The organism is Rhizobium sp. SL86 (assembly GCF_026672545.1).
Classification (GTDB): domain Bacteria; phylum Pseudomonadota; class Alphaproteobacteria; order Rhizobiales; family Rhizobiaceae; genus Neorhizobium.
Genome location: NZ_JAPPRJ010000006.1, coordinates 97616 through 121450, shown reverse-complemented (window position 1 = coordinate 121450; position 23835 = coordinate 97616). Strand labels below are relative to the sequence as shown.

The following is a 23835-nucleotide window of genomic DNA, read 5'->3' as shown; positions in this document are numbered from 1 at the left end:
GATTTTCGTGGAGAAAGCGGTGGAGATTTCGCTTTGGTTTTCCGCGAGACGTCAGGTGGGCACCGGGCCCGTCGGAGAAGGTGGAGTTGCGAGACTTCAACCTGACCGAAAGGAAGACCCGATGACCGACGACAGATTACCTCTTGCCGAGCTTGCCGCGAAGAGCGGCGATCCGGATTTTCTTCGATTGATTGCCGAAAGCGTGCTGCAAATGATCATGGAGGCCGATGTGGACGGCCTGATCGGAGCCGGACGCTACGAGCGTGGCGAAAGCCGCCAGACCTGGCGCAACGGCTATCGCGACCGGACGCTCGACACGCGGCTCGGCACCTTGAACCTGAAGATCCCGAAGATGCGCTCCGGCAGCTATTTTCCCGGCTTTCTGGAGCCGAGGAAGACGGTGGAGAAGGCGCTGGTGGCCGTCATTCAAGAAGCCTGGATCAATGGTGTATCGACCCGCAAGGTCGATGAGCTGGTGCAGGCCATGGGGATGACCGGTATCTCCAAATCCTCCGTTTCCAAGCTGTGCAAGGATATCGATGAGCGTGTGAACGCCTTCCTCAGACGCCCACTTTCCGGCGCCTGGCCGTATCTCTGGCTAGATGCGACCTATCTGAAGATGCGCGAAGGCGGACGCATCGTCTCTGTCGCGGCAATAATCGCGGTGGCTGTCGACACGGACGGCAAGCGGGAAATCGTCGGCCTGCATATCGGCCCTTCCGAAGCCGAACCGTTCTGGACGAGCTTCCTGCGTGATCTGGTGCGCCGAGGGCTGACGGGCGTCAAGCTCGTCATCTCCGATGCTCATGAGGGATTGAAGGCCGCCATCACCCGTGTGCTCGGCGCGACGTGGCAGAGATGCCGGGTTCACGCCATGCGCAATGCACTCGCCTATGTGCCCAAGGGACAGCACACCATGGTGGCCGCCGCGATCCGCCAAGCCTTCATCCAGCCTGACCATGACGGAGCCGTTCAGACCTGGCGGCATGTCGCTGACCAGCTCCGCGCCAGATGGCCGAAGCTCGGAGCCTTCATGGACGATGCAGAGACTGACGTACTTGCCTACATGGCGTTCCCGTCCCAGCATCGCACCAAGCTCCACAGCACGAACCCTCTGGAGCGCTTGAACAAGGAAGTGAAGCGCCGCGCTGATGTCGTCGGCATCTTTCCCAACGAGGACAGCATTGTCCGGCTCATCGGAGCCGTGCTCCTCGAAGCCAACGACGAATGGCAGCTTCAGCACCGCTACATGCAGATCGAGGGCATGGCAGAGCTCAACACACCAAGAATTGAGGAGGAAAAGCCCCTTCAGATGACACCAAAAGCCGCCTGATCATGACGGCCCGGTCCAGCGCCCGAATTTACACCAGATTGACGGACGCTATCGAACAGTTCGATGACAGCGTGCTGGCTCGTTATGGTCGGCGGACCCAGCGGCTAGAGACAATTGTCCACCACCTTGGCTTGGCGCTCGGCGGCAGACCTGCTGCGGCCTTCGCCAATCGTTTGATGGTCCCGGTGAGCAACGACACGTTGCTCCGGGTGGTCCGTCGACGGATCGAGGATCAAAACCATGAACTTAACGTCATAGGAATTGATGATTTTGCCTTCAGGCGCGGCCAGACCTACGGAACGATCGTTTGCGATCTGGAGCGGCGGAGGCCTGTCACCCTGTTGCCGGACCGTGCGCTGGACACGTCTAGGACATGGCTTGCTGAGCATCCGTCGATATCAATCGTCGCTCGCGACCGAGGCGGTGGCTATGGTGAGGCCATCGCCAAGGCCTTGCCTGATGCTGAGCAGGTCGCTGATCGTTGGCACCTGATGGAAAACTCCAGCCGGGCGTTTCTCGATGCAGTCGGCAAGACGATGCGCCAGATCAGGCAGGCGGTCGGCAGCAATGTCGTCGATCCCAAGCTTTTAACCTACGCTGAGAAACTGCAGTACGAGGGGTATCTGCGCCGCCAGGAGACGAACGAGGCGATCCGAGAGCTGTCGAAGAAGGGAGCGTCAATTCGACAGATTGTCCGGCAAACCGGCCATAGCCGGAAGATTGTCCGCGATGTTTTGAGGGGCCAGCGCCTCGATGTCTTTCGAACACGGCCCAGTTCACTGGATAGCTGGCTGCCGTGGCTCAACAGCCGCTGGGACGAAGGCGCAAGAAACGCATTGGCGCTCTGGCGAGAGATGAAAGCGAAGGGCTTTCCGGGCCAGAGCGGGGTCGTCTCGCAATGGGCACAGCGGCGGCGTCTTGCGGAGAAGGCCAACCAGAGCGGGCTTGCGCGAACGCCATCGGCACGGGTCATCGCCCGGCTGATGACAACCGCACGCGACGACCTCGCAAAATCCGAAGCGATCCTGGTGGCAGCTATCGAAGTGAACGTTCCGGAACTGATAGTTGCCCGCAGGGCCATTGGTGACTTCCAATCCATGATCCGCTCCAAGACCGCACGGAAGCTCGATGATTGGCTTGAAACTGCGAAGGGCAGCCTGATCGGCTCGTTTGCCGGTGGCGTTGAAAAAGACCTCGACGCCGTGAGAAACGCAATCATCTCACCATGGTCGAACGGACAAACGGAAGGTCAGATCACACGATTGAAGCTTATCAAACGCCAAATGTACGGGCGAGCCAAACTCGATCTGCTGCAGGCACGATTGATCGGTGCATTGTAGGATCTGACGTCAGCAAAAGTGCGTCAGAGCCAGTTCTCAATGGCAATCAACAGTCGAGATCAAATCGAAAGGCAGCGAAAACCCATAAGCTGGAGCTATAACGGATGAAATTCGAACGTCGGATTTGCCAAGTTGAATTGCCTGCCAGGAGGATGAAATGATGGAGTACTCGACGGCCTTTCCAGACATCGCCATGATCGGATTTGGCGAGGCCGCACATGTCATCGCGGGGAGCTGGCGCCACAACGGCCGGTCCGGCCTTCGCACCTATGATCGCGGACTGGGAAACCCCGAAAGGCGTTACCTCATCCACGCTCGGTGCGAGGAAGCCGGGGTCGAGCCACGCGATCATGCCAAATCGGCTCTCGCGGGTGCCGGTCTCGTGATTTGGCTGGTGACGGCAGACGAAGCGCTTGCGGCTGCCATCGCATGCGCCCCCCATCTCGAACCGGGCAGTCTATGGCTGGACGGAAACTCCTGCGCGCCCGAAACGAAGGTCAAGGCAGCATCGGTGATTGACGCGGCGGGAGCACATTATGTTCGACGCAAGGCCAGCACCTACGCAAGTCCGATAACCGCCCCCTTACACCTCCACCGTTCGGCTGAGATAACGACCGTCGCCGGGGCGATTTAATATATGGCCGTCTTTCATGATCAACTCGCCCCGCAGGATCGTCGCAACCGGCCAGCCGGTAACCTTGAAACCTTCCCAAGGTGTGTTCGCTTCCATGATGCAGGTTCGCCTGTCGGATGGTTTCCTGGTGTCTGGCGTCCCACAGAACCAAATCGGCATCGCTGCCGATGGCAATCGTTCCCTTGCGGGGGTAGAGGCCATAGGTTTTTGCATGATTGGTCGCGGTCAGGGCAACAAAGGTCTCAAGGCTAATGCGCCCCTTGCTGACGCCTTCTGAGAACAGGATCGGCAGGCGCGTCTCGACGCCTGGAATGCCGTTCGGAACCCAGCGGAAGGAGGTTCGAGCCTTGGGCGTGTCCTTGCCGCGACCTTGCGCATCCTGAAAGAAGAACGGGCAGTGGTCGGATGAGAACAATTCCAGCGTACCATCTGTCAGGCCCTGCCATATAGCGGCTTGGCTGGCAGCATCGCGTGGCGGCGTCGAGCACACATATTTTGCGCCGTCAAAATCCATGTTGAGATCGTGCAGATCCTCCGCCGTCAGCGTGATGTATTGCGGGCAGGTTTCCGCCGTCACCTTCAAACCGCGTGCGCGCGCCCATCGGATCTGCTCTAGAGCTTCGCGGCCCGACACATGCACGATGACGATCGGGATGCCGGTGATCTCAGCATGACTGATTGCCCGGTGTGTTGCCTCCCGCTCAACGATCTCCGGCCGAGAGATTGCGTGATAATAGGGCGCGACATGGCCTTCCCGTTCGAGCTTTTCCGACAGGAAGCGGATGGCATCATATCCTTCGGCGTGAACCATGACGGTTGCGCCATGCATGCCTGCAACGGCAAAGACCTCCAGCAGTTGCCGATCGTTCAGCACCAGATCGTTATAGGTCATGAAGACCTTGAACGAACGATACCCGGCCTCGATCAGGGCAGGCAGTTCCTGCCCCAGAACCTGAGGCGTCGGATCCGAGATGATAAGGTGAAAGCTCACATCGACATGGCATTTGCCCTCGGCTTCGGCATGATAGGCGGCCACCGCCTCACGTAGCGACTGCCCCTTCTTCTGCAACGCGAAGGGAAGAACGGATGTCGTGCCGCCGGCGGCGGCCGCGCGGGTTCCGCTTTCAAAATCGTCGGCCATGACAGAGGCATCGGACGAAGGCTGCGACAGATGCACATGGCTGTCTATCCCGCCAGGCAGGACCAGCAGGCCTGCCGCATCGATCACCGTTCCGGCACCACTCAATTCCGCGGCAATCGTCGTGATCCGCCCTTCCTTGATGCCGATGTCGGCCTTGTAGCGATCGGCAGGAGTGACGATCGTCCCGCCACTGATGATGGTGTCATACGATGTCATCACACATGTCCTCTCTTTGCGCCTGGCGCAACATCTGCCCCAGCCGCTTCAATGATGCCGTCACGGGATCAATGATGGGTAGCGCAAAGCGCTGCCTCAAGCGGCGTGCGGAAGCCGAAAGCGGACCGCCTGCAACCAAAACGGCCTTCGCTCCATCCTCGGCCATCACCTTGTCAATCAATTGCACGAGTTCCCGGTCCAGCCGGTCCGCGTCCGCCATCACCTCTTCCGGCACTCCCGGCGTCATCCGGATCGACCGCAGGTTCTCGTTGACGCCGAACTGTTCGACCTGTTGCCGGATCGAGGATTTGAGCTGCGGTGTCGTCGTGACGATGGAAAACGCTCGCCCGCCGGCGGCGGCGGCGGCAATGGCGGCTTCACCGAAGCCCACTACAGGCACGGGCGCTTGTGACCGGATTGCGGCAAGTCCGGGGTCGCCAAAGGCACCAATCACGATGCCATCGGCAGGCCAGCCGGCATCGAGCATCCGCTCCGCAAAGGCATCCACCGCCTGGCCGGCCGTCTCGAGGTCGCAAGCGTTAACGATGATCGGTGCCCCGAATTCGGCCGTATGGCCGTGGATATCTGCCCACTCGCCGGCGCTTTCCTTGGCGATGGCGACCATGTCGGCCGTAACCGTTGAACTGGTGTTGGGATTAAAGAGAACAATGCGGCTCTTCATATACTTGGTTTTCGCCCGCTTCAGGACATGAGCCGCGGAGGAGCGCCCGCCAGACTGGAGGCAAGCGCGGGCTTGTGCTCGATCCAGGCCGCCAGCGGCGGAAACAGGCCCTCGGCGGATTTGGGTCCTGGCCGGGCGAAACGACCGGCGCTCGCTGCACGCGGCTTCATCCGGGCCAGCGTCTGTGCCTGGCTGACGGCTGCTGCCAGCGGATCGACGAGCGGAACGGACACCCGATGCGCGATGCGCTGGGCAAGCCCGGTCAGCGGCGCGCCGGCAAGGATCAGCACGTCGGCACCGTTTTCCCTGACGGTGGTTTCCGCCAGTGCCACGATCTCATTCTCCAGTTCATATTGCACCGTAGAGACAGACTGGAAGCTGACATCCGGCACCCGGATAGCAGCACAGCGGTGGTTAAGGCCGGTGACACCCACTGCATCCTCGTACCAGGCAACCAGCGTGCGCGAGAAAGTCAGCATGGCGAAACGTTCAAGCGATGCTGGATCTGATCGAGCAGGGAGCGCCAGCCTTCGATGCGGCCGTGCCAATCCTGTCCCAGTTGCTGAAAGCCGAGATGGCGGAGCGCGAGGTCCGCTCCATCGCCTATCACATGAAGGCTGCTCGCTTCCCGGCCTACAAAGACATCTCCGGATATGACTTCGCCGCCAGCGAAATCAACGAAGCCACCGTGCGCCAATTGCATCGGTGTGAGTTCCTGGACGGAGCCCAGAACGTTGTCCTGGTCGGAGGCCCTGGCACAGGCAAAACACATATCGCGACCGCTCTCGGCATCCAGGCTATCGAGCATCATCGCCGAAAGGTCCGCTTCTTCTCGACCATCGAACTGGTCAACGCTCTTGAGCAGGAGAAGGCCAAGGGCAAGGCCGGTCAGATCGCCGAAGCCCTGGTCCGTCTCGACCTGTTGATCCTTGATGAGCTCGGATACCTTCCGTTTAGCGCGTCAGGCGGGGCATTGCTCTTCCATCTGTTGAGCAAGCTTTACGAGCGCACCAGCGTCATCATCACCACCAACCTCAGCTTCAGCGAATGGGCTACCGTCTTCGGCGACGCCAAGATGACCACCGCTCTGCTCGATCGTCTGACCCATCGTTGCCACATCCTGGAAACAGGAAACGACAGCTTCCGCTTCAAGGCCAGCTCGGCCGCAGCGGCACAGAAGAGAGGAGAAAAGGCCAATCCCTTGACCAAAGCCTGATCAGAAAACCATACTCAGAGGTGGCTCACTTCTCGGTGGAAAAACCGGCTCAGTTCCGCGTGGAAACCAACACACATGTCCAATAATCTCGTCATCCCTGGCAACATCTCGATCCTGCCCCTGCCGCCGAAATCGCCCGAACTCAACCCCGTCGAAAACCTCTGGCACTTAATGCGCGAGAACTGGTTGTCAAACCGGATCTTCAAATCCTATGACGATATTGTCGCCCACTGCTGTGATGCCTGGCGCAAACTCGAAAGCCAGCCCTGGCGCATTATGTCCATCGGACGCAGGGAATGGGCGAATGGGTTCTGATCAATGAGGACGCGTATAAACCAATACTTTGCCAGTACCATCACACCGCGCAAATTCAATGGCTTCCGAATTGTTCAGGGCGAACTAAATATGACCGCGACGCAGCAGGAAAGCCTGCAATTGCTGGCGGGATTTCTTCAGGGCGTCGTTTGCAGCCTCACGAGCCCGGACCAGATCGCGGATCGCCTCATGGGTCTCGTCTGGAACCCAAACTCCCGTCAGTTCCCCCGCCCGGTGCAATCGCGCCAGGCTCACGGCGTCGCGCCGGTTGGTCTTGACCCGATCGCCCGATCGCCCGATCGCCTGGGAATAAGCGATGGCGCAACAACCTCGCAAGCATGGCCAAGCTCAATGATCTGCCGATACAGCTCGTATCCGGTCGGCCCCGCTTCGTAGCAGAAATGCAACCGAGACGCTCGCTTCGCCAGCTTCTCCACCATCGAGGCGACCGATCCCGGGTCCGACGAGATGTCTCCGTAAAACCTCACCTCACCGTTCCGCCCACCGTCGGCGACCGCCACTGAGATCTTCAATTTCGATGTATCCAGTCCGATGAAAAGTTCACTATCCATGTCCACGGTCCGTCCTCGCTTAAGCATGGGGCTCGGCACCGGCCCGTCCGGTGCGACCGCCGTTTCTTGCTTACTACGAAGGCGGGCTGCCTTCACCGTGCGAACATACGGTCTACGACGATATCGTCGACCACTGCTGCTATGCTTGGAGAACCCTGCAGGACCGACAGTGGAAGATCATGTCGATCGCAAGACGCAAATGGGCGCAAGGGTTCTGATCAATGACGGTTGATATCAGTCGCTTTCGACCATGCAGCTTCGCTGGGTCCTCGACGGCATCAATATCGACGCTGGGCGGTTAATCCGGCATGCTGCGCATCGTCACGGTCGCGCTTATGCCTTGAAAGATCATATCACCGAAGACCATGATCTTTTTGATCTCCGATTTGTCGATTGAGATCGACACGATTACGTCCTGATCGTTTTCGTCATCGGCAACGGCCGGGTCGATCGACACTTTTACATCAACTCCTAGGGAACTATAAACATTGAGCTGTGCAAACTGCTGAGCCTCCGCCTGCGTCATGTAACCGAGCGCTAGACCGCGCGCCGCTTCGCGGGCGTAGGTGCTGATCGTGCTATGCGCATACAGCAACATCCCTCCTGTGAAGGTTACAGCAATGAAAAGCACGAAGACAGGGAGTATCAGCGCAAACTCGACAGCGCTTGAGCCGTCGCCGTTTCTCAAGTAAGAATGGATAGCATCTTCAGACGTGCGCATGTCGGAACCAACAAATTGAATAGCGATCTGCATTCAAGGCCAATTCTCCATCATCAGCATATTAAATCACGAATTCTATTAATTTTACGTTAAAATTGTAGATTATAAATATTGTTGTGTTTTCACAAAGGACTTTGTTAGAATTGCCTAACCAGCTCTTGGCGTTTCGCCAAGTGGATTTCCGCCCGAATTATGCTGGTCCCATCATCGGTGCCATCGCATTGAAGCAGCACCTGATCCGGCCTCCGCCTGTCAAGGATGAATGCCATAACGAGCAAACATTGTCTTTCCAAATTGCTTAACATAATATTCGAATATATTATTTAAAATTCATTTAAAGCGCTTTGGGCGTCTATTTCACCAAACCTTTGGTAGGTGGCGCGGCTACTTCTTAAACTTACATGCAAGCTTGAGCGATGCCAATCTGTTTGGAACCTAGTGGATTGATTCCAACGTTTGGTGCCCGCGCCTGACGGCAGCAATGATGTCGTCCGGGTTTGCTTTCCAGATGAACGGCTTTGGGACAGAATCGGGAAACTCATCGACCTCATCGGGCCTCAAGAGGCCCGAAACTTCTTCACATCATGTGGCTATGATCCTATATGAAAGGGAAACGCTCTAATACTACAGTTGGATTTTTTGTTGTTGCAATCCCTTTCGATGAGCTATCGCCGCTTTCAACTGATGGCGTCTTCGCCATCGGGACCATTGCCAGATGAGTGGAACGGAAACCGATCGCGATAAAATCATCGCCGTCAGATGCAGTATTTCCGTAGTCGTGTAGGACTGCTTGAGCCTATGGATCACGCCACAGCCATCACCTGATCGTCTGGACTCGTTTCGTTCCATTTCCCGAATGCGTGGCGGCGTTGCTGAGCACTGATCTTCACGAGAAATGCAGCTGCAACCATCACCAGGCTCATATGACGATGCCACCCATGCCAGGAGCGCGCCTCGCAATGGTCGAGACCTAGATCATCCTTGGCGCGCAGGAAGCATTCTTCGATTGTCCAGCGCAATCCGGCAGCGGCCGCAAGTTCAGCCAATGTCGTCTCAGCAGGAGCGTTTGCGAAGTAGTAGGCGATAGCGTCTGGATTACGCAGACTACGCCGCGCAAGAAGCCAGCGCTGAAAGCCATCTTCATTGGGTCGGGCAATTGGCAGACGTGTCCATTCATAAAGGCGCGGCCCCTTGGTTCCTTCTCCCGCAGACAGTGCCTGCCATGCCTGTGCATCCAACTCATCGATCATCGTTTCCGTATCCGTGAGGATGAGCTGTTCTTCGCGAAAGATCCGCAGTGTATGGTTCGAGCGAACCGCGAGGACATAAGGCTGTTTGCGCCTTTCCAGTGCACTCCTGAATTTGCTGTCCGAGCCATAAAGAGCATCCGCCAGCACGAAGGCGCATGGGACGCCCTCGTCAAGAATCCGTTCAATCATCATGCGCGCGATCGTAGGCTTGGTCGCAAAGGCAAGATCCTCCGGAACGCTCGCTTTTTGCAGACGCTCCGGATCTTCGGCCCATTCCTTGGGAAGGTAGAGTTGCCTATCGATGAGAGCATGACCAAAACGACTGGCATAGCCGGCAAATACGCCTACCTGACAGTTCTCAATCCGACCTGCTGTCCCGGAATATTGTCGTGCGACACCGACAGATTGATCGCCTTTCTTCAAGAACCCCGTTTCATCAACGACAAGAACTCCGTCAGGGTCCCCCAGCGCCTCGATCACATAATGGCGAACACGTTCACAGAGCTCATCCGCAGACCACAAGGACCTTCCCAATAATGACTGGATACGATAGGGGCGATCCAGGCCGGCTTCTTCCGCCAGCATCCAGCCCGTCTTACGTTCAGCGCGGGATAAAAGCCCATCGATGAAAATTCCAGCGGTCTGCCTCTGCTCAATGCGCTTGAATGCGGGGGGCAATGAACCTCTTTATTTCCGTCAGTGTACGCCGCCAATCGACAAGCCCGCCCGCCCAGGATGAAACAGACATTGCGTATCTCCCTATTCGCCAACCAGCGGAAGGGAATCATGATTTACCCCAAAACACAACTGTAGTACTAAGCAAGCCCGAGATGATGGACGATATGATCAAGCCTCGCAGTACTCCGCGCCCAGCGCTTTAAACATCAAGGTAGGATCAAGTGGCAGGCGGCCATTGTCGACGCAGTAAAGGCCGGCAACACGATCATGAATGAAGGAGAAATCGATCACCGCTTCGATCTTGCGAAGCAGATGATCTTTCGGCACCAGGCTGTCGAGCGTCACCATCTCGAGAGCCGTCTGTTCGGAAGCTGGTTTCTTCAACATGTCCCAGTGAGACCCCATGTCCTTGATCGGCTGGGCGGCTCGTCTCGCAATATGTTCAGAACGAGGGTTAGCTGCAGAGCCAGAGCCTCAAACATAGGAGACGAGCCGTGGTCGATGATATCGCAATTTACGTTGGTTTGGATGTGAGCAAGGAAAAAATCGCGGTCGGTCTTGCGGAAGCGGGCCGCAAGGGAGAGGTCCGCTACTACGGCGAAACTGCCAACCGTGCTGACGCGGTGCGCAAGTTGGCCGAGAAGCTGGCGGGGTGTCACGGGCGCTTGTGCTTTTGTTATGAAGCGGGCCCGACGGGCTATGGATTGTATCGCCAGCTATCCGGTCTCGGCCATGAATGCCTCGTGGTTGCGCCATCGCTGGTTCCAGTCCGTCCGGTACTTCAGGTAAAGACAGACCGTCGCGATGCTGTGGTGCTTGCGGCGCTGTTGCGCGCTGGTGAACTGTCGTCCATCTGGGTTCCCGCCGAGATGCATGAGGCGATGCGCGATCTCTGCCGGGCCAGGGAGACGACGGTCTCGGATTTGCGCCGTGCACGCCAGCATCTCTTGTCGTTCCTGCTCGAGCACGGCCGGGTCTTCGAAGGCCGCTCCCATTGGAGCAAGGCTCACCGTAACAGGCTGGCGGCGCAGCGATTTGATCACCGAGCGCAGCAGATTGCCATGGAAGAATACATTCATTCCATCGAACAGATCGAGGAACGGCGCGACAGGCTGACCCGGCAGATGGTGGAACTCCTGCCGAACTGGTCGCTTAACCCGGTCGTTGAAGCAATCCAGGCCCTGCGCGGGGTCGCACAGATCTCGGCGGTGACCTTGGTATCGGAGATCGGCGACTTCAGGCGCTTGAGCAATCCGCGTCAGTTCATGGCCTGGCTGGGTCTGAACTGATGGGGTTGTCTAATCGCAGCTTGGGCGTCAAGCGTAAAGTCGTTGAGGCGGTGCTGCCGGGTGCATGGTTGAATGCGTCGTCCACATTGAAGGCTCGTCCCGCGAAGCTCCATCATGCGGCGCCTGATGTCGACCGCGAAGACAACCATGCACCCGGCAGCACCGCCTCAACGACTTTACGCTTGACGCCCAAGCTGCGATTAGACAACCCCATCTACCGTGGTAGGTTTTTGCACCGCCGCTCTCAAGGGCGAGCGCCGGAAGGATCGGCGTCAACTCTTCCGGTCCACCCACCTTGGCGGAAGCCGCGTCACGTCAAGCGATAGCGGAAGCCGCTGTCGCGTGCATGGTGTTTGTTTACCTTCTTATTGGCGGAAATCCTAAATTTAGACAAATTTAATGTGATGCTTGTCATAAACGCCCTCAATCATGGGGGCATGCACTTGACGGGACGAATCGACCCAGCGCCTGCGCGATCGGATCTTGCAGAGACGGACGACGTCGCCCCGGTGGCTGCGCGTCGGGCGGGGACAGGTCGTGCCGTTTCGCCGCTTGATGCCGCCCGCAGGGCCGTGCAGCCGGCTGACATGCCAATGCCGGAGGACATTCCGGACCGTCCCCAGTTCTGGGCGGACGTTGCCGCGGCCGTCCGTGCGGAGTGCGCCGAGGAAGCCGGTCACGGGCAGCCGGATTTCCACCGGACGATGGCCGCCATCAAGGCTTCGCTGCCGGCGGCACGAGGGGTGGAGGCAGGCCGGATCCACTTCATGATCGACACCGGGCAGGCCTGCGACATCGATAGCCACGACCATTTTTTCCGCATCCGGCGCAGCGCAACGAACGCCGCCGCTGCCTTCCTCTCCAGTCAGATCCAGACCTTGCACATTCTCGCCACGGAACTGAAATCGGCTCCGACGAGCCTTGCTCCCGAACGGCTGCAAGGCCTCGCCGGCGCGCTTCGCGGCACGATCGCCTTCGCCGTCGGCTCGAATGCCGTCGGACCGACAGCCCTGACGGTGCGCACCTATGCCCTGGGGCAGAACGAGGCCGATTGTTCCGGGGGCCGCTGGGTGCGTGGCCACCAGATCTTCGCCGGGCTCTGCCAGTCCCTCGTCTTCGTCTTCAAGGCCCTCAAACGCGCGGAAGTGGATGGCGACGGCGAAACCGCGCGCCAGACCGGTGAACTCGTCTGCGTGCTCCTGACGGCGAGCGCGACGGCGCTGGAACTGACGGGCGATTTTCCGGCAGCGCGATACAATGCCAGCATCCGGGTCAGCATGGACGCCCCCTATTTCCCGACCGGCTTTTCGGGCGTGCTCTCGCGCGACCACCGCGAGCTCGTGTCGCGCATGAAGATGATGCGTCCCGCCATCGAGAGCCTGCAGCGCCGGGATCCGGACCTGCATGCGCGCATCGGCGCCTCATTGTCCGCCGTCTACGCCAGCCACAAGCATGTCTGCGCGCGTTTCGTGGCACCGGAGGCCACCAGCCTTCTGATGGCGGCAACCGCCGAGCGTCCCGCAACAGAGCAAATCGACCGCTTCCGAAAGATGCGCCTTCGGGCATGGGAGACGGAAAAGGGTGACGTCCAGTCCGCGAATGCGGCCGAGTGAGGCCGGACATGCGGCATGGTGAACAACCGCGTGTCGTCGTTAGAAGTCTCTCTGATGAGCGCCCAACTCTCGCAAAGCGCGTGCTCCTCCTGCCGGCCGCCGAGCAGGCGGAGGCGGCACGCTATCTGCGGCCGGACGACCGGGACCGCTTCCTTGTCGGCCGCCTGCTGCTGCGCGACATCATCGCCGCTGAGACCGCCCTACCTCTCAATGCCATCATCCTGGCGCGCGATGCCCACGGCCGACCCTGCGCGGTGCAGGACCGGCGCATCGACATCAACCTTTCCCATTCCGGCGACCGTGTGGTCGCCGCGATCGGACGCGACCTCTCCGTCGGCATCGACGTGGAGCAGCACAGGGCCGGCATCGACTTTGGCGCGATTGGCCGACAGGTCTTCACGCCGTGGGAGACGCGGCTGATCGCGGCCTCGGGCGCCGCCGCGGTGGCGGCCTTCTTTGCGCAGTGGACACTCAAGGAAGCACTGATCAAGGCGCTCGGCAGGGGGTTCCTCGACGACCCGCGCCGGCTGGAGATCCGTCCGAGCGACGCAGGCAGCTTCCGGCCCGTGTTCGTCGGAAGCGACCCGGACGACGTCGGCGGCGGCTGGACGCTTGTGGCGATCGACTGTGGTGACGGGCATGCCGGTGCCCTCGCCTTCCGGCCCCGTCCGCCCACCTGACGTGATCAACGCGTTCGACCTCCCGAACCAGCATAGAGTGCCGGCGAGACCGCGAAGCAGGTACTCCGTATTTTGTGGTTAACGAATTGTTTTTCTCTTCGTCCTAATACTCCGGGAGACAACCGAAGCCTGCTGCGCGCAGCGGCAAGACCGCCCGGAAACCGTGATCATGAAGCCCACTCTCTGCCTTCTTACCGCTGCCCTGCTAGCCGGTTGCTCGGTCGGACCGCGCGTCCCGGAGAAAGCTCCGGCGCCGCTGCCGGTCGCCTATTCCGAGACCACCGGATCGATCGCGAGCGGTGCCCCGCGTGCCGGCGACGATTGGTGGCTGGCTTTCCGCGATCCCCTTCTCGATCGCCTGATAGCCGAGGGGACAGTCGGCAACCTCGATCTGGTGCAGGCCGAAGCCCGCATCCGCGCGGCCGATGCCGGCATTACGGCGGCCGGTGCAGGGGGCCTGCCTTCGCTGACATTCGGCGCGGAGCATCTTGTCGAGCGGGAGAATGGCTCGATGCGGACGGTCGATGGAACCGTGAACACGACGGGGGCGAGTCTTTCGGCTGACTGGCTCATCGATCTCTTCGGCGAGGTCCGTTCCCAGGTCGGATCGGCCGAGGCCAGCCGCGCGGTCGCCGTCGCCGGTTCGGCGGTCGCCCGTCTGGCGCTCGCCTCCGACCTTGCCGGCGCCTATGTCGATGCCCGATACCATCAGTCGCTGAAGAGCATCGCCGAATCGCGTCTCACCTCGACGCGCCGCACAGAGGAACTGACCCGCGCCCGCATGCGCGAGGGGAACGCGTCCGATCTCGACCTTGCGCGCGCGGAGGAGGCGAGTGAGGCGGCGGCGGCCGAAATCCCCCTGCACGATGCCAATTTCCGGCGCTCAGCCCATCGAATTGCAACGCTCATGGGCCGCCCGGCGGCCGATATCGTTCCGGAACTCGCGGGAAGCGGCCGACAGCCCACGCCCGCCTACAGCGCCGATGCCGGCGTACCGGCCGACCTCTTGCGCAATCGTCCGGATATCCGCAAGGCGGAGATGGACTTCGAGGCGGCCGTGTCCGATATCGGCTACGCGTGGTCCCAGCTCTTTCCGTCGATCACCCTCTCGGGCTCGGTGACGCCGACCTACGTCAATACCAACGCCAAGAACGGCAGCCTGACAACCTGGTCTTTTGGCCCGCAACTCCGCCTACCGATCTTCGACGGCGGCCGGTTGCGCGCCAATGTCCGCATCGCGCAGGCCCAGGCGGAAGAAAAGGAAGCGGCGTGGCGCGCGGCGGTCCTGAAGGCGGTCGAGGACGTGGAAAACGCGCTGGTATCCTACAATCGCCAGACGCAGGCCATGGCCGCCACGTCGGCGCGCGTGGCGCGGGCCGGCAAGGCGCTCGCTTTGGCACGGGCCATCGAACGCGAAGGACTGTCCTCGCTCTTCGAAACGCTTGACGCGGACCGGAAGCTCAAGCAGGCCCAGGCCGACCTTGCTGGCGCCCGACGCAACCTGGCCTTGCAGTATATCACGCTGAACGTCTCGGTCGGCAAAGGCTTGCCGGGACCGAGCGGTAGACCGGTCGAAATCGACACCTAGCAGACGGCCTCGGTGAAGCCGGATCCCGCGACAACCCTTGCTAAACGATGACGGCGCCCACACCTAATTGTTGACGGCAACGCCAGCGTGCCGTTCGGCTTGGGCCATGAGCCGCACAGCCGAAACCACCGGCAGAGGAGACGACAGAGATGCAGAACGAAATACAAGGCGATGGCAAGACCTTTCTTGCGCGCCGCCACCTTCTCCAGGCCGCGTTCCTGCTGCCGGCCCTTGCGCTCGTTCAGCGGTCGGCGCTGGCTGCCGTCAGAACCCCGGAGGCCACGGAAGGTCCCTATTATCCGATCCCCTCGATGCGCCTGAAGGATGTCGATAACGATCTCGTGCGCATCTCGGGCCGACGCCACACGGCGGAGGGAAACATCCTCATGCTGACGGGGCGGGTTCTGGACTCCAACGGCCAGCCCGTGAGCGGCGCGCGGGTGGAGATCTGGCAATGCGATGCGCGCGGCCGCTATATCCATACCGGCGAATTCAGCTTCCGGCGCCGCGACCACGGGTTCCAGGGCTTCGGCTTCGACGTCACGGATCGTCGCGGGATCTATACGTTCCGCACCATCGAGCCGGTCGTCTATCCGGGACGGACGCCGCATATCCATGTGCGCGTCATCCATGGCGAGCGTGTCCTGACAACCCAGTTCTACATTGCCGGCCATGCGGGCAATGGCCGCGATAGACTGTTCCGGCGCCTCAACCCCGCCGAACAGCAGGCCGTCAGCATGAACCTGCGAAATGGCAGACGGAGCCTGGAAACTGTCGTCGACATCAGGCTTTGACGTCCGATGCGCCCTTTGACGCAGCCCGGCGTGAGGCAGCGAGCCACCGTTGGTGCGGCGCGGTAGTATTCAATTAATGATAAGTGAGAAAACCCTCATGTAAGCCGCGCTAAATCGTCTCGTTCGGTGCCCCGTGAACCATTTACACAGCAAGCCAGAGGCATGGTCCGTTCTGAACCAAGCGTGGTCGCTCACAGCAATCGCGTGCGTCCTTTCACATGGAGATTTGTATCATGGTCAGCACAAAGGCACCGACCACCCTCGCCACAGAGATCGCCTCCGTGCGCGCGCCATCGTCCATCGCCATCATCGGGGTCAGCGGACGCTACCCGAAGTCGCCGGACCTCGACGCGCTGTGGCAAAATCTGACGGATGGCGTCGATTGCGTCGGCGAGGTTGACGGCAGCCGCTGGGATCTCGGCTTCCACCTGAAGGGCAGCCATTCACCGGCCCGCATTTATACACCCGCAGGCGGCTTCCTCGACCGGATCGACACCTTCGACGCCGAGTTCTTCGGCATGTCGCCGCGCGAGGCGCGCCAGGTCGATCCGCAGCACCGGTTGCTCCTGGAACTGACCTGGGAAGCCTTCGAGGCGGCCGGAATCGTGCCCGCCGATCTCGCCGGCAGCCGCACAGGCGTCTTCGTCGGCATTTCCGCCAACGATTATGCGACACTGGTCGGCCACCATCCAGATGCCTACACCAATATCGGCAGCGCGCTGTCGATCGCCTCGAACCGCATTTCCTACATCTTCGACCTGCACGGCCCCAGCATGTCGATAGACACGGCCTGCTCGTCGAGCCTCGTTGCCTTGCACCAGGCCTGCCGCAGCATCGCGGCCGGCGATTGCGGCATGGCGCTTGTCGGCGGTGTCAACATCCTCGCCAGCATGCGCCCCTTTGCCGGCTTCGCCCAGGCATCAATGCTGTCGCCGGACGGCCGCTGCAAGAGCTTCGATGCCGATGGCAAGGGCTACGTGCGCGCCGAAGGCGGCGGTATCGTCATCCTGAAGCCGCTGGCTGACGCCGAGCGCGACGGCGACGAGATCCTCGCCGTGATCCGCGCCACGAGCGTCAATTCGGACGGCAAGACCATGGGCATGGCGCTGCCGAGCGGCGAGGCGCAGGAAGCCCTGCTGCGCCAGATCTACACCGATAGCGGCGTGCGCGCCGAGGACGTCTTCTACGTCGAGGCCCACGGCACCGGCACGGCAGCCGGCGACCCGATCGAATGCGGCGCGATTTCCCGCGTGCTCGGTGCGCCGCGCGAGGACGGCTCCGTTTGCCACATCGGCTCGGTCAAATCCAACATCGGCCACCTGGAATCCGGCGCCGGCATGGCCGGTCTCACAAAGGTCCTGCTGGCAATCCGCCACCGCGAAATCCCGGCCAACCTGCATTTCAATACGCCCAACCCGAAGATCGACTTCGAGGCCGGACGCCTCAGCGTCGTCGATAAGCCCCTTCCCCTGCCGCAAAGCGATACGCCGCTGATCTTCGGCATCAACTCCTTCGGCTTCGGCGGCACCAATTCTCACTGCATTCTCAGCGAATACCGGAAGCCCGCATCCAGCGCATCGGAGGCAACCGCCGGCGGGATCGCAGAGCAGGGCTTCACCAAGCTGCTGATGCTGTCGGCCCAATCAACCGAAAGTCTCGGCGTGCTGGCCTCGCGCCATGCCGAACAGCTCGCCACCCTGCCCGAAAGTGACTGGCAGGCCTGGCGCGCCAGTGCTGCCCGCGCCCGCGCCCATCAGCAGCACCGTCTGGTGCTCGACGCCGCGACCCCGGCCGAAGCCGCCGAGAAGCTTGACCGCCACCTGGTTGGCGAAACCGTGTCCGGCCTCACCGTCCAGCGCGCCGCCGGCGCCGGCCGCCTTGGCTTCGTCTTTTCGGGCAATGGTCCGCAATGGTGGGGCATGGGCCGCGAGCTTCTGGCCGGCAACGCCGTGTTCCGTGCCGAGATGGAAGCCATCGACGCCATTTTCGCGCCGCTTGCCGGCTGGTCGCTGATCGAGATGATGAGCCGCCCCAAGGACGCGGTGAAGATCGACAGGACCGAGATTGCCCAGCCGCTGCTGTTTTCGCAGCAGGTGGCGCTCGCCGCAGCCCTCAAGGCTGCCGGCATCGTGCCGCGCCTCGTTTTCGGCCACAGCGTGGGTGAAGCCGCCGCCGCCCATGTGTCCGGCGCGCTCAGCCGCGAACAGGCCGTGCAGGTGATCTACCATCGTAGCCAGATGCAGGCCCGCACCGCCGGTCGCGGCCGCATGGCCGCCGTTGCGCTCGGCCCGGACGAAGTCAAGGCGGCGATTGCCGGCGCCAACGGCTGGATCGAGCTTGCCGCCGTCAACGCCCCGAAGGCCGTCACCATCGCCGGCGATCCGGATGCGTTGCAGGATCTCTGCGACCAGCTGACCGATGACGGCCGCTTTGCCCGCATGCTGCCGCTCAACTACGCCTTCCACACCTCTGCCATGGACGACATCGAGGCGCCGCTGCGCGCCGCGCTTACGGCCCTCACCCCCGGCGAAAGCGCCATTCCCTTCATCTCCACCGTCACCGGCGATGTTGCCGCCGGCGAGACGCTGGATGCCGACTACTGGTGGCGAAACATCCGCGCACCCGTCGCCTTCGAGCCAGCCGTGCGCAAGGCGATCACCGAGCATGACATCGACGTCTTCGTCGAGCTTGGGCCCCACCCGGTCCTGCGCGACTACGTGCTGCAGACCGCCAAGACCACCGACCGCAGCACGGTGACGGCCCTGCAGACCCTGCGCCGCCCGAGCGACACAACGCCGGCACCGGAAATCGAGACGCTGTTGAACGCCGTCTGCGCCATCCACGCGGCCAGCGGCGGTTCGCCCGAGCTGCTCTATGCCCGCCCGGCCCGGCCGATGCGCCTTCCCGCCTACCCCTGGAACCGCATCGTGCACTGGCGCGGCGGCTGGGACCTGCCGGACACCAGCGCGCCGATGGTGCGCGATCACGTGCTGCTCGGCCACCGCACGCCGGCCGCCGAAGGTCTCTGGACCAACACCATGCAGGCCGTTCACACCGGCTATCTGCTCGACCACGTCGTGCAGGGCTCGGCCATCTTCCCGGCGGCCGGTTACATGGAACTCACTTTCGCCGCAGCACTGTCGGCCGGTGAAGGCGCCATCGATTTCGAAAACTTCGAAATCCTGAAACCCATGGTTCTTGGCGAAGGCGCCGAGCCGATCGTGCAGGTGTCGATGGACTCCACCGATGGCACGATCGCCATCCGCTCACGTCCCGACACGGCGGCCACCGCCTGGACCGACCACGCCCGAGGCCGCGTCAGCCGTCTCGACAAGCCGGAGGAAGACAACGAGCGCCTCGACCTTTCTGCACTCGCCGATACGCTTCCCTTCGAGATCGACGCTGCCGAGCATTATGCCGGCTGCATCAGGCGCGGCATGGCCTATGGCCCCGCCTTCCAGGGCGTCGTCTCGCTGAAGATGTCGGATCCGACAAGCGGCGAGCGTGTCGGCCTCGGTGAAATCCGCCTTGCCGATCTCGACGGCAAGCTCGATGGCTACCGCTCGCATCCGGCCGTCTTCGACAATTGCCTGCAATTGCTGATCTCGATGATCGCCCAGACAGACCCGCGCGACTGCGCCACCATTCCGGTGCAGGTCGGCCGCATCCGCAGCCTCGCGCCGCTGCCGGCGCATGTGTTCTGCAAGGTCGTCGTCACCCACGAAAACAGCCGAACCGGCGTCGCCGACATGATCGTGACCGACGTGGACGGCCGCGTGCTGATGACCATGACGGAAGGCCGTTTCCAGAAGGTAGAGTTCCGCCCCGGCACGCTGCCGATCACCGCCGAGGACTGGCGCCCGGACCCGAACTGGATCGTCCGCCACGGCACGCCGCTCGCCCTTCCGGCCCCGGAAGAGATCGTCGCCGCCGCACCTGCACTTCAAGCCGCGCTGGACGCGACAAGCCGTGCCACGCACTATGCCGGTCCTGCCGAAAAGTTCGACGCGCTGGCCGGCGCCTATGCGGCGCAGGCCCTCCGCGCCCTGTCTTCGGGTGGCAAGCCGTTCACCGTGGCAGGCCTTGCCCGCGAGGCCGGCGTTCCGGCCGCGCGCACGGAAGCGCTGCAAGCCTTCGTGGATATGGTGGCCGCCGACGGTCATCTGCTGAAGAGCGCGACGGCGGAAGCACCGCTCTACGCCTGGACGAGCGAGGCCTGCCTGCCCGATCCGGAAGCGCTCCGGCGCGACCTCATGCTCGCCCATCCGGCCTACAGTGCCGAAATCGTGGCGCTCGGCCGTGCCGGCGGCGCGCTTGGTGCCTGGCTTTCGGGCGATATCGAGGATTTCCCCGCCGTCGCGATGCCAGAGGCCATGGAGGACACGGCGCCCCGCCGCCTCGTCTACAACCGCATGGCAGCCGAAACGCTCCGCAGCCTCGTCGCCGCCTGGCCGAAGGGCCGTAGCATCCGCGTCGTCGAACTCGGCGGCGCAACCGGTGGCCTCACGGCCTCGGTACTTCCGGTCCTGCCGCCATCGCGCAGCGACTATCTGTTCGTCGATGCCTCGGAGCAGGCGACGACGCGCGCCGGCAACCGCTTTGGCGCCTACCACTTCCTGCGCACATCAGCCATCGCACCGGAAGCCCTTGAAGAAAAAGGCTTCGACATTGCCCTTGCGGCTACCGACGTTCCGGCCGAAGCGCTGTTTTCGACGCTGGCGGCCGGCGGCATCGCCATCCGTCTCGTGGCGCGTCCCGGCCGGGTCGCACGGCTCCTCGATCCGGTGGGCACGCATCGTCCGGTCGAAGCGGTCAAGGCGTCGCTTGCCGCCGCCGGCTTCGATGTCGGTCCGGAACTCTCCGACGCCGCACTTGCCGGCGGTGCCGAAACGCCCTTCGCGCTGCTGATCGCCCGCCGTCCCCAGGCCGTGCAGGCAGTCCCTGCCCCGGCAGCACAGGCCGCACCGGCCGTGCGCGTTCTCGTCACGGGTCCGTCCGAAGCCGGCAATCCTTTCATCCTCGCCCTGAAGGCGGGTCTGGAAGCGGCCGGCCAGACGGTCAGGCTCCGCAGCCTCGACCCGGCCGATCTTTCCGACGAGCGCTTCGCCGCGCTGGTCAAGGAGGAGACGGGTGCGAGCGAGTTCATCCATTTGGCCGGATTTGCAGAGACGTCCGACAATCTGGAAACCATCCTCGATCGCCAGGATATGCGCTGCCTTTCGGCCATCGCATTGTCGCGCGCCATCGAACTTCGACCGCTGGAGGACGCGGATGACTCACCCTCCCCGACACTGACCATCGTCACGCGCGGTGCCTACGCGACGCCCGGCGGGGTCGGGCCGCTCGATCCTTTCCAGGCGACCATTGCCGGCACGGCGCGTGTCATCGCCAATGAGCAGGTCGCCGTCGGCATGCGCCTCATCGACGTGCATGCCGCAGCCGACGATACCACGGCCGCTGCCGTGCTTGCCGAGGCGCTGCTGGCCCGCGACGAGGAAACCGAAACGCTTCTCGTCGATGGCCGCCGCTACGTTCACCGGGTCCGCGAATCCTCGATCGCCGAACAGACGCGCATCGCGAGTTTCGCCGAGACGGCTGGCGCGCGGCCCTTCCGCCTCGACTTCCTGCCCTCGGGCGGCCTCGACTCGCTGCATCTGCGCGAGATCGAACGCCGTGCGCCCGGCGAAGGCGAGATCGAAATTCGTATCCGCGCCGCCGGCCTCAACTTCCGTGACGTGCTCTGGGCCATGGGCATGCTGCCGGAAGAGGCCGTCGAAAAGGGCTTCTCCGGCCCGACCATCGGCATGGAGTGCGCCGGCGAGGTCGTTCGCACCGGTACGGGCGTCACCCACCTGAAACCCGGCGACCGCGTCATCGCCTTTGCCTCCTCCTGCTTTGCAAGCCATGTGACGACGGATGCCGGCAGCGCCGCGCTGATCCCTGAGACGCTGAGCTTCTCCGAGGCGGCAACCATCCCGACCGCCTTCGTGACGGCCTGGTATGCGCTCGATCATCTGGCCCGCATCGAGCCGGGCGAGACTGTCATCATTCATGGCGCGGCCGGCGGCGTCGGTTTGGCCGCGCTGCAGATCGCCAAGCTGAAGGGTGCGACGGTCATCGCGACGGCCGGCGCGGCCGACAAGCAGAAGCTGGTCACCGCCATGGGCGCCGACCATGTCTTCTCGTCCCGCTCGCTGAAATTTGCCGACGACGTGATGCGTCTGACGGGCGGCAAGGGCGTCGATGTTGTGCTGAACTCGCTCGCCGGCGAGGCGATCACCAAGGGTCTTCAGGTGCTGAAGCCCTTCGGCCGCTTCCTCGAAATCGGCAAGCGCGACCTCTACGCCAACAGCCGTATCGGCCTGCGTCCCTTCCGCCAGAACCTCAGCTATTTCGGCATCGACGCCGATACGCTGCTGGTCGAACGACCGAAGCTCGCCGCCCGCGTCTTCGGCGAGGTGATCGCCGCGCTTGAGACGGGCGCGCTTCGCCCGCTCCCGCATCTCGTCACGCCGATCTCGCGCGCCGAGGAAGCCTTCCGCGCCATGCAGCAGGCCCGCCATGTCGGCAAGCTCGTCATCGGCCTCGACGCCGAACCGCACGAGACGCTGCCGATCGTCGCCGCCGGCACGGATGTCGCCCGCAAGGACGGCACCTGGCTGGTCACCGGCGGTCTCGGCGGCTTCGGCCTCGCAACGGCCGAATGGCTGGTGGCGAGCGGCGCACGTTCCCTTGCCCTTCTCAGCCGTCGCGGCGACCAGACTGAGGAGGCCCAGGCAGGCCTCGCCCGCATCCGCGCCGCCGGCGCCAAGGTGCGCGCCTTCGCCGTCGATGTCTCCGATCGCTCCGGCCTCGAAAAGGTTCTAGCCGAGGTTCGCACGAGCATGGCGCCGCTCGTCGGTATTGTGCATTCGGCAGCGCTCATCGAGGATGCACCGCTGATCAAGGTCGATCGGGACCTGATGCACCGGGTGATGTCGGCAAAGATGCTCGGCGCCTGGCACCTGCACGAACTGACGCTGCAGGATCCGCTGGAAGCATTCGTGCTCTACTCGTCCTCGAGCGCCATGGTCGGCAATCCCGGACAGGGCACCTATGTTGCCGCCAACGCCTTCCTCAATGCGCTTGCGGAACTCCGCCGCGTCGAGGGGCTGCCGGCGCTGGCCACCGGCTGGGGCGCCATCAAGGATGCCGGCTTCCTCACCCGCAACCAGCAGGTCGAGGAAATGCTGGAACAGCGCGCCGGCATGGAGGCGAGCCCGACCCGCGTCGTGCTTGGCGAACTCGGCCGTCTCATGGCGGCCGGCGCGACGGCGGTCTCGGCCGCGCAGTTCAACCTGCTGCGTCTCGGCCAGAGCCTGCCCGGCGCCCGCACCCCGCGCTTCTCCATGCTGATCCCCGAGGGCATGCAGATGATGGCGGAAGGCGGAAATTCGATGGCGGAAGCCCTGACCGCGATGGTGGAAGAAGACCGTCGTGCAGCCCTGCTGACGATCGTCAGCGACAATGTCGCTCGCGTCGTCGGCCTGCCGGCCTCGCAGGTCGAACCTGCCAAGCCCCTCTCCGAACTCGGCCTCGACAGCCTCATGGCCGTCGAACTCGCCGAAGCGCTGGAGCAGACGGTCGGCCGCCCGGTGTCGGTCATGCAGATGATCCAGGCGGGCTCCGTCTCAGGCGTCGTCGAGGTGGTGATGCGCGCCTTTGCCGGCGCCCGGACCGGCGAGACGCCTGCCGCAGCGCAGGCGCCTGCCGAGCCCGCAAAGGCCGCCTGAC

Annotated in this window: 12 protein-coding genes and 6 pseudogenes; 11 read left to right on the top strand and 7 right to left on the bottom strand. The window is 62.5% G+C overall.

Annotation, left to right across the window (positions count from 1 at the left end):
• Nucleotides 1-121 precede the first annotated feature (121 nt).
• From OU993_RS19455 to OU993_RS28920, 3 genes and pseudogenes are all read left to right on the top strand, one after another.
• Entirely contained in the window at nucleotides 122-1333 is a 1212-nt protein-coding gene (locus OU993_RS19455) for an IS256 family transposase (RefSeq protein ID WP_268159800.1), read from the top strand.
• Between the two features lie 53 nt (nucleotides 1334-1386).
• A pseudogene (locus tag OU993_RS19450) lies at nucleotides 1387-2673 on the top strand (ISL3 family transposase); the annotation flags it as partial.
• 157 nt (nucleotides 2674-2830) lie between these two features.
• Nucleotides 2831-3307, top strand: coding sequence for an NAD(P)-binding domain-containing protein (locus tag OU993_RS28920; protein WP_442793014.1), 477 nt, complete (start codon nucleotides 2831-2833; stop codon nucleotides 3305-3307).
• Here OU993_RS28920 and hydA read toward each other — a convergent pair.
• The 3 genes and pseudogenes from hydA to OU993_RS19435 all read right to left on the bottom strand — a co-directional run bounded on the left by hydA (nucleotide 3257) and on the right by OU993_RS19435 (nucleotide 5825).
• Nucleotides 3257-4664 (bottom strand): annotated as a pseudogene (gene hydA, locus OU993_RS19445) (dihydropyrimidinase). The gene OU993_RS28920 and the pseudogene hydA sit on opposite strands and share 51 nt — an antisense overlap.
• Nucleotides 4651-5346 (bottom strand): aspartate/glutamate racemase family protein, encoded by a 696-nt coding sequence (locus OU993_RS19440; RefSeq protein ID WP_268160261.1) that lies wholly within the window; start codon nucleotides 5344-5346, stop codon nucleotides 4651-4653. The pseudogene hydA and the gene OU993_RS19440 overlap by 14 nt, the downstream one beginning before the upstream one ends.
• A gap of 20 nt (nucleotides 5347-5366) precedes the next feature.
• On the bottom strand, nucleotides 5367-5825 hold the full coding sequence (locus OU993_RS19435; RefSeq protein ID WP_268160259.1) for an aspartate/glutamate racemase family protein: 459 nt from the start codon (nucleotides 5823-5825) through the stop codon (nucleotides 5367-5369).
• Between the two features lie 17 nt (nucleotides 5826-5842).
• Between OU993_RS19435 and istB the strand changes: the two genes are divergently transcribed.
• Nucleotides 5843-6562 carry an IS21-like element helper ATPase IstB gene (istB, locus tag OU993_RS19430; protein ID WP_268160257.1) on the top strand — a complete coding sequence of 240 codons (720 nt, stop codon included), beginning with the start codon at nucleotides 5843-5845 and terminating at the stop codon, nucleotides 6560-6562.
• Nucleotides 6563-6616: 54 nt separating this feature from the next.
• Nucleotides 6617-6877: pseudogene (locus OU993_RS19425) on the top strand (transposase); the annotation flags it as partial.
• An 87-nt stretch (nucleotides 6878-6964) separates the two neighbouring features.
• Here the strand turns inward: OU993_RS19425 and OU993_RS19420 are convergent.
• The 4 genes and pseudogenes from OU993_RS19420 to OU993_RS19405 all read right to left on the bottom strand — a co-directional run.
• A pseudogene (locus tag OU993_RS19420) lies at nucleotides 6965-7449 on the bottom strand (IS110 family transposase); the annotation flags it as partial.
• Between the two features lie 298 nt (nucleotides 7450-7747).
• On the bottom strand, nucleotides 7748-8203 hold the full coding sequence (locus tag OU993_RS19415) for a TadE/TadG family type IV pilus assembly protein (protein WP_268160255.1): 456 nt from the start codon (nucleotides 8201-8203) through the stop codon (nucleotides 7748-7750).
• 770 nt (nucleotides 8204-8973) lie between these two features.
• A pseudogene (locus tag OU993_RS19410) lies at nucleotides 8974-10168 on the bottom strand (IS701 family transposase).
• 110 nt (nucleotides 10169-10278) lie between these two features.
• A pseudogene (locus tag OU993_RS19405) lies at nucleotides 10279-10485 on the bottom strand (IS5/IS1182 family transposase); the annotation flags it as partial.
• A gap of 107 nt (nucleotides 10486-10592) precedes the next feature.
• On the opposite strand from OU993_RS19405, the gene OU993_RS19400 reads away from it, so the two are divergent.
• From OU993_RS19400 to OU993_RS19375, 6 genes are all read left to right on the top strand, one after another.
• Nucleotides 10593-11387, top strand: coding sequence for an IS110 family transposase (locus tag OU993_RS19400; protein ID WP_268160253.1), 795 nt, complete (start codon nucleotides 10593-10595; stop codon nucleotides 11385-11387).
• Between the two features lie 509 nt (nucleotides 11388-11896).
• Nucleotides 11897-13000 (top strand): hypothetical protein, encoded by a 1104-nt coding sequence (locus tag OU993_RS19395; RefSeq protein WP_268160252.1) that lies wholly within the window; start codon nucleotides 11897-11899, stop codon nucleotides 12998-13000.
• 8 nt (nucleotides 13001-13008) lie between these two features.
• A complete protein-coding gene (locus OU993_RS19390) occupies nucleotides 13009-13680 on the top strand; it encodes a 4'-phosphopantetheinyl transferase family protein (RefSeq protein ID WP_268160251.1) in 672 nt (223 codons plus the stop codon).
• Nucleotides 13681-13849: 169 nt separating this feature from the next.
• Nucleotides 13850-15268 carry an efflux transporter outer membrane subunit gene (locus OU993_RS19385; RefSeq protein ID WP_268160250.1) on the top strand — a complete coding sequence of 473 codons (1419 nt, stop codon included), beginning with the start codon at nucleotides 13850-13852 and terminating at the stop codon, nucleotides 15266-15268.
• Nucleotides 15269-15417: 149 nt separating this feature from the next.
• The gene (locus tag OU993_RS19380; RefSeq protein ID WP_268160249.1) at nucleotides 15418-16062 is read left to right on the top strand and encodes a dioxygenase family protein; all 645 of its coding nucleotides are present in this window, start codon (nucleotides 15418-15420) and stop codon (nucleotides 16060-16062) included.
• Nucleotides 16063-16295: 233 nt separating this feature from the next.
• Nucleotides 16296-23834: a type I polyketide synthase gene (locus OU993_RS19375; RefSeq protein ID WP_268160247.1), complete on the top strand. Its 7539-nt coding sequence runs from the start codon at nucleotides 16296-16298 to the stop codon at nucleotides 23832-23834.
• Nucleotide 23835: the final 1 nt, after the last annotated feature.

Coding starts and splice junctions, on each gene's coding strand:
- OU993_RS19455 (WP_268159800.1), top strand. CDS start 122: ATGACCGACGACAGATTACCTCTTGCCGAGCTTGCCGCGAAGAGCGGC.
- OU993_RS19380 (WP_268160249.1), top strand. CDS start 15,418: ATGCAGAACGAAATACAAGGCGATGGCAAGACCTTTCTTGCGCGCCGC.
- OU993_RS19385 (WP_268160250.1), top strand. CDS start 13,850: ATGAAGCCCACTCTCTGCCTTCTTACCGCTGCCCTGCTAGCCGGTTGC.
- OU993_RS28920 (WP_442793014.1), top strand. CDS start 2,831: ATGATGGAGTACTCGACGGCCTTTCCAGACATCGCCATGATCGGATTT.
- OU993_RS19415 (WP_268160255.1), bottom strand. CDS start 8,203: ATGCAGATCGCTATTCAATTTGTTGGTTCCGACATGCGCACGTCTGAA.
- OU993_RS19440 (WP_268160261.1), bottom strand. CDS start 5,346: ATGAAGAGCCGCATTGTTCTCTTTAATCCCAACACCAGTTCAACGGTT.
- istB (WP_268160257.1), top strand. CDS start 5,843: ATGCTGGATCTGATCGAGCAGGGAGCGCCAGCCTTCGATGCGGCCGTG.
- OU993_RS19435 (WP_268160259.1), bottom strand. CDS start 5,825: ATGCTGACTTTCTCGCGCACGCTGGTTGCCTGGTACGAGGATGCAGTG.
- OU993_RS19375 (WP_268160247.1), top strand. CDS start 16,296: ATGGTCAGCACAAAGGCACCGACCACCCTCGCCACAGAGATCGCCTCC.
- OU993_RS19390 (WP_268160251.1), top strand. CDS start 13,009: ATGCGGCATGGTGAACAACCGCGTGTCGTCGTTAGAAGTCTCTCTGAT.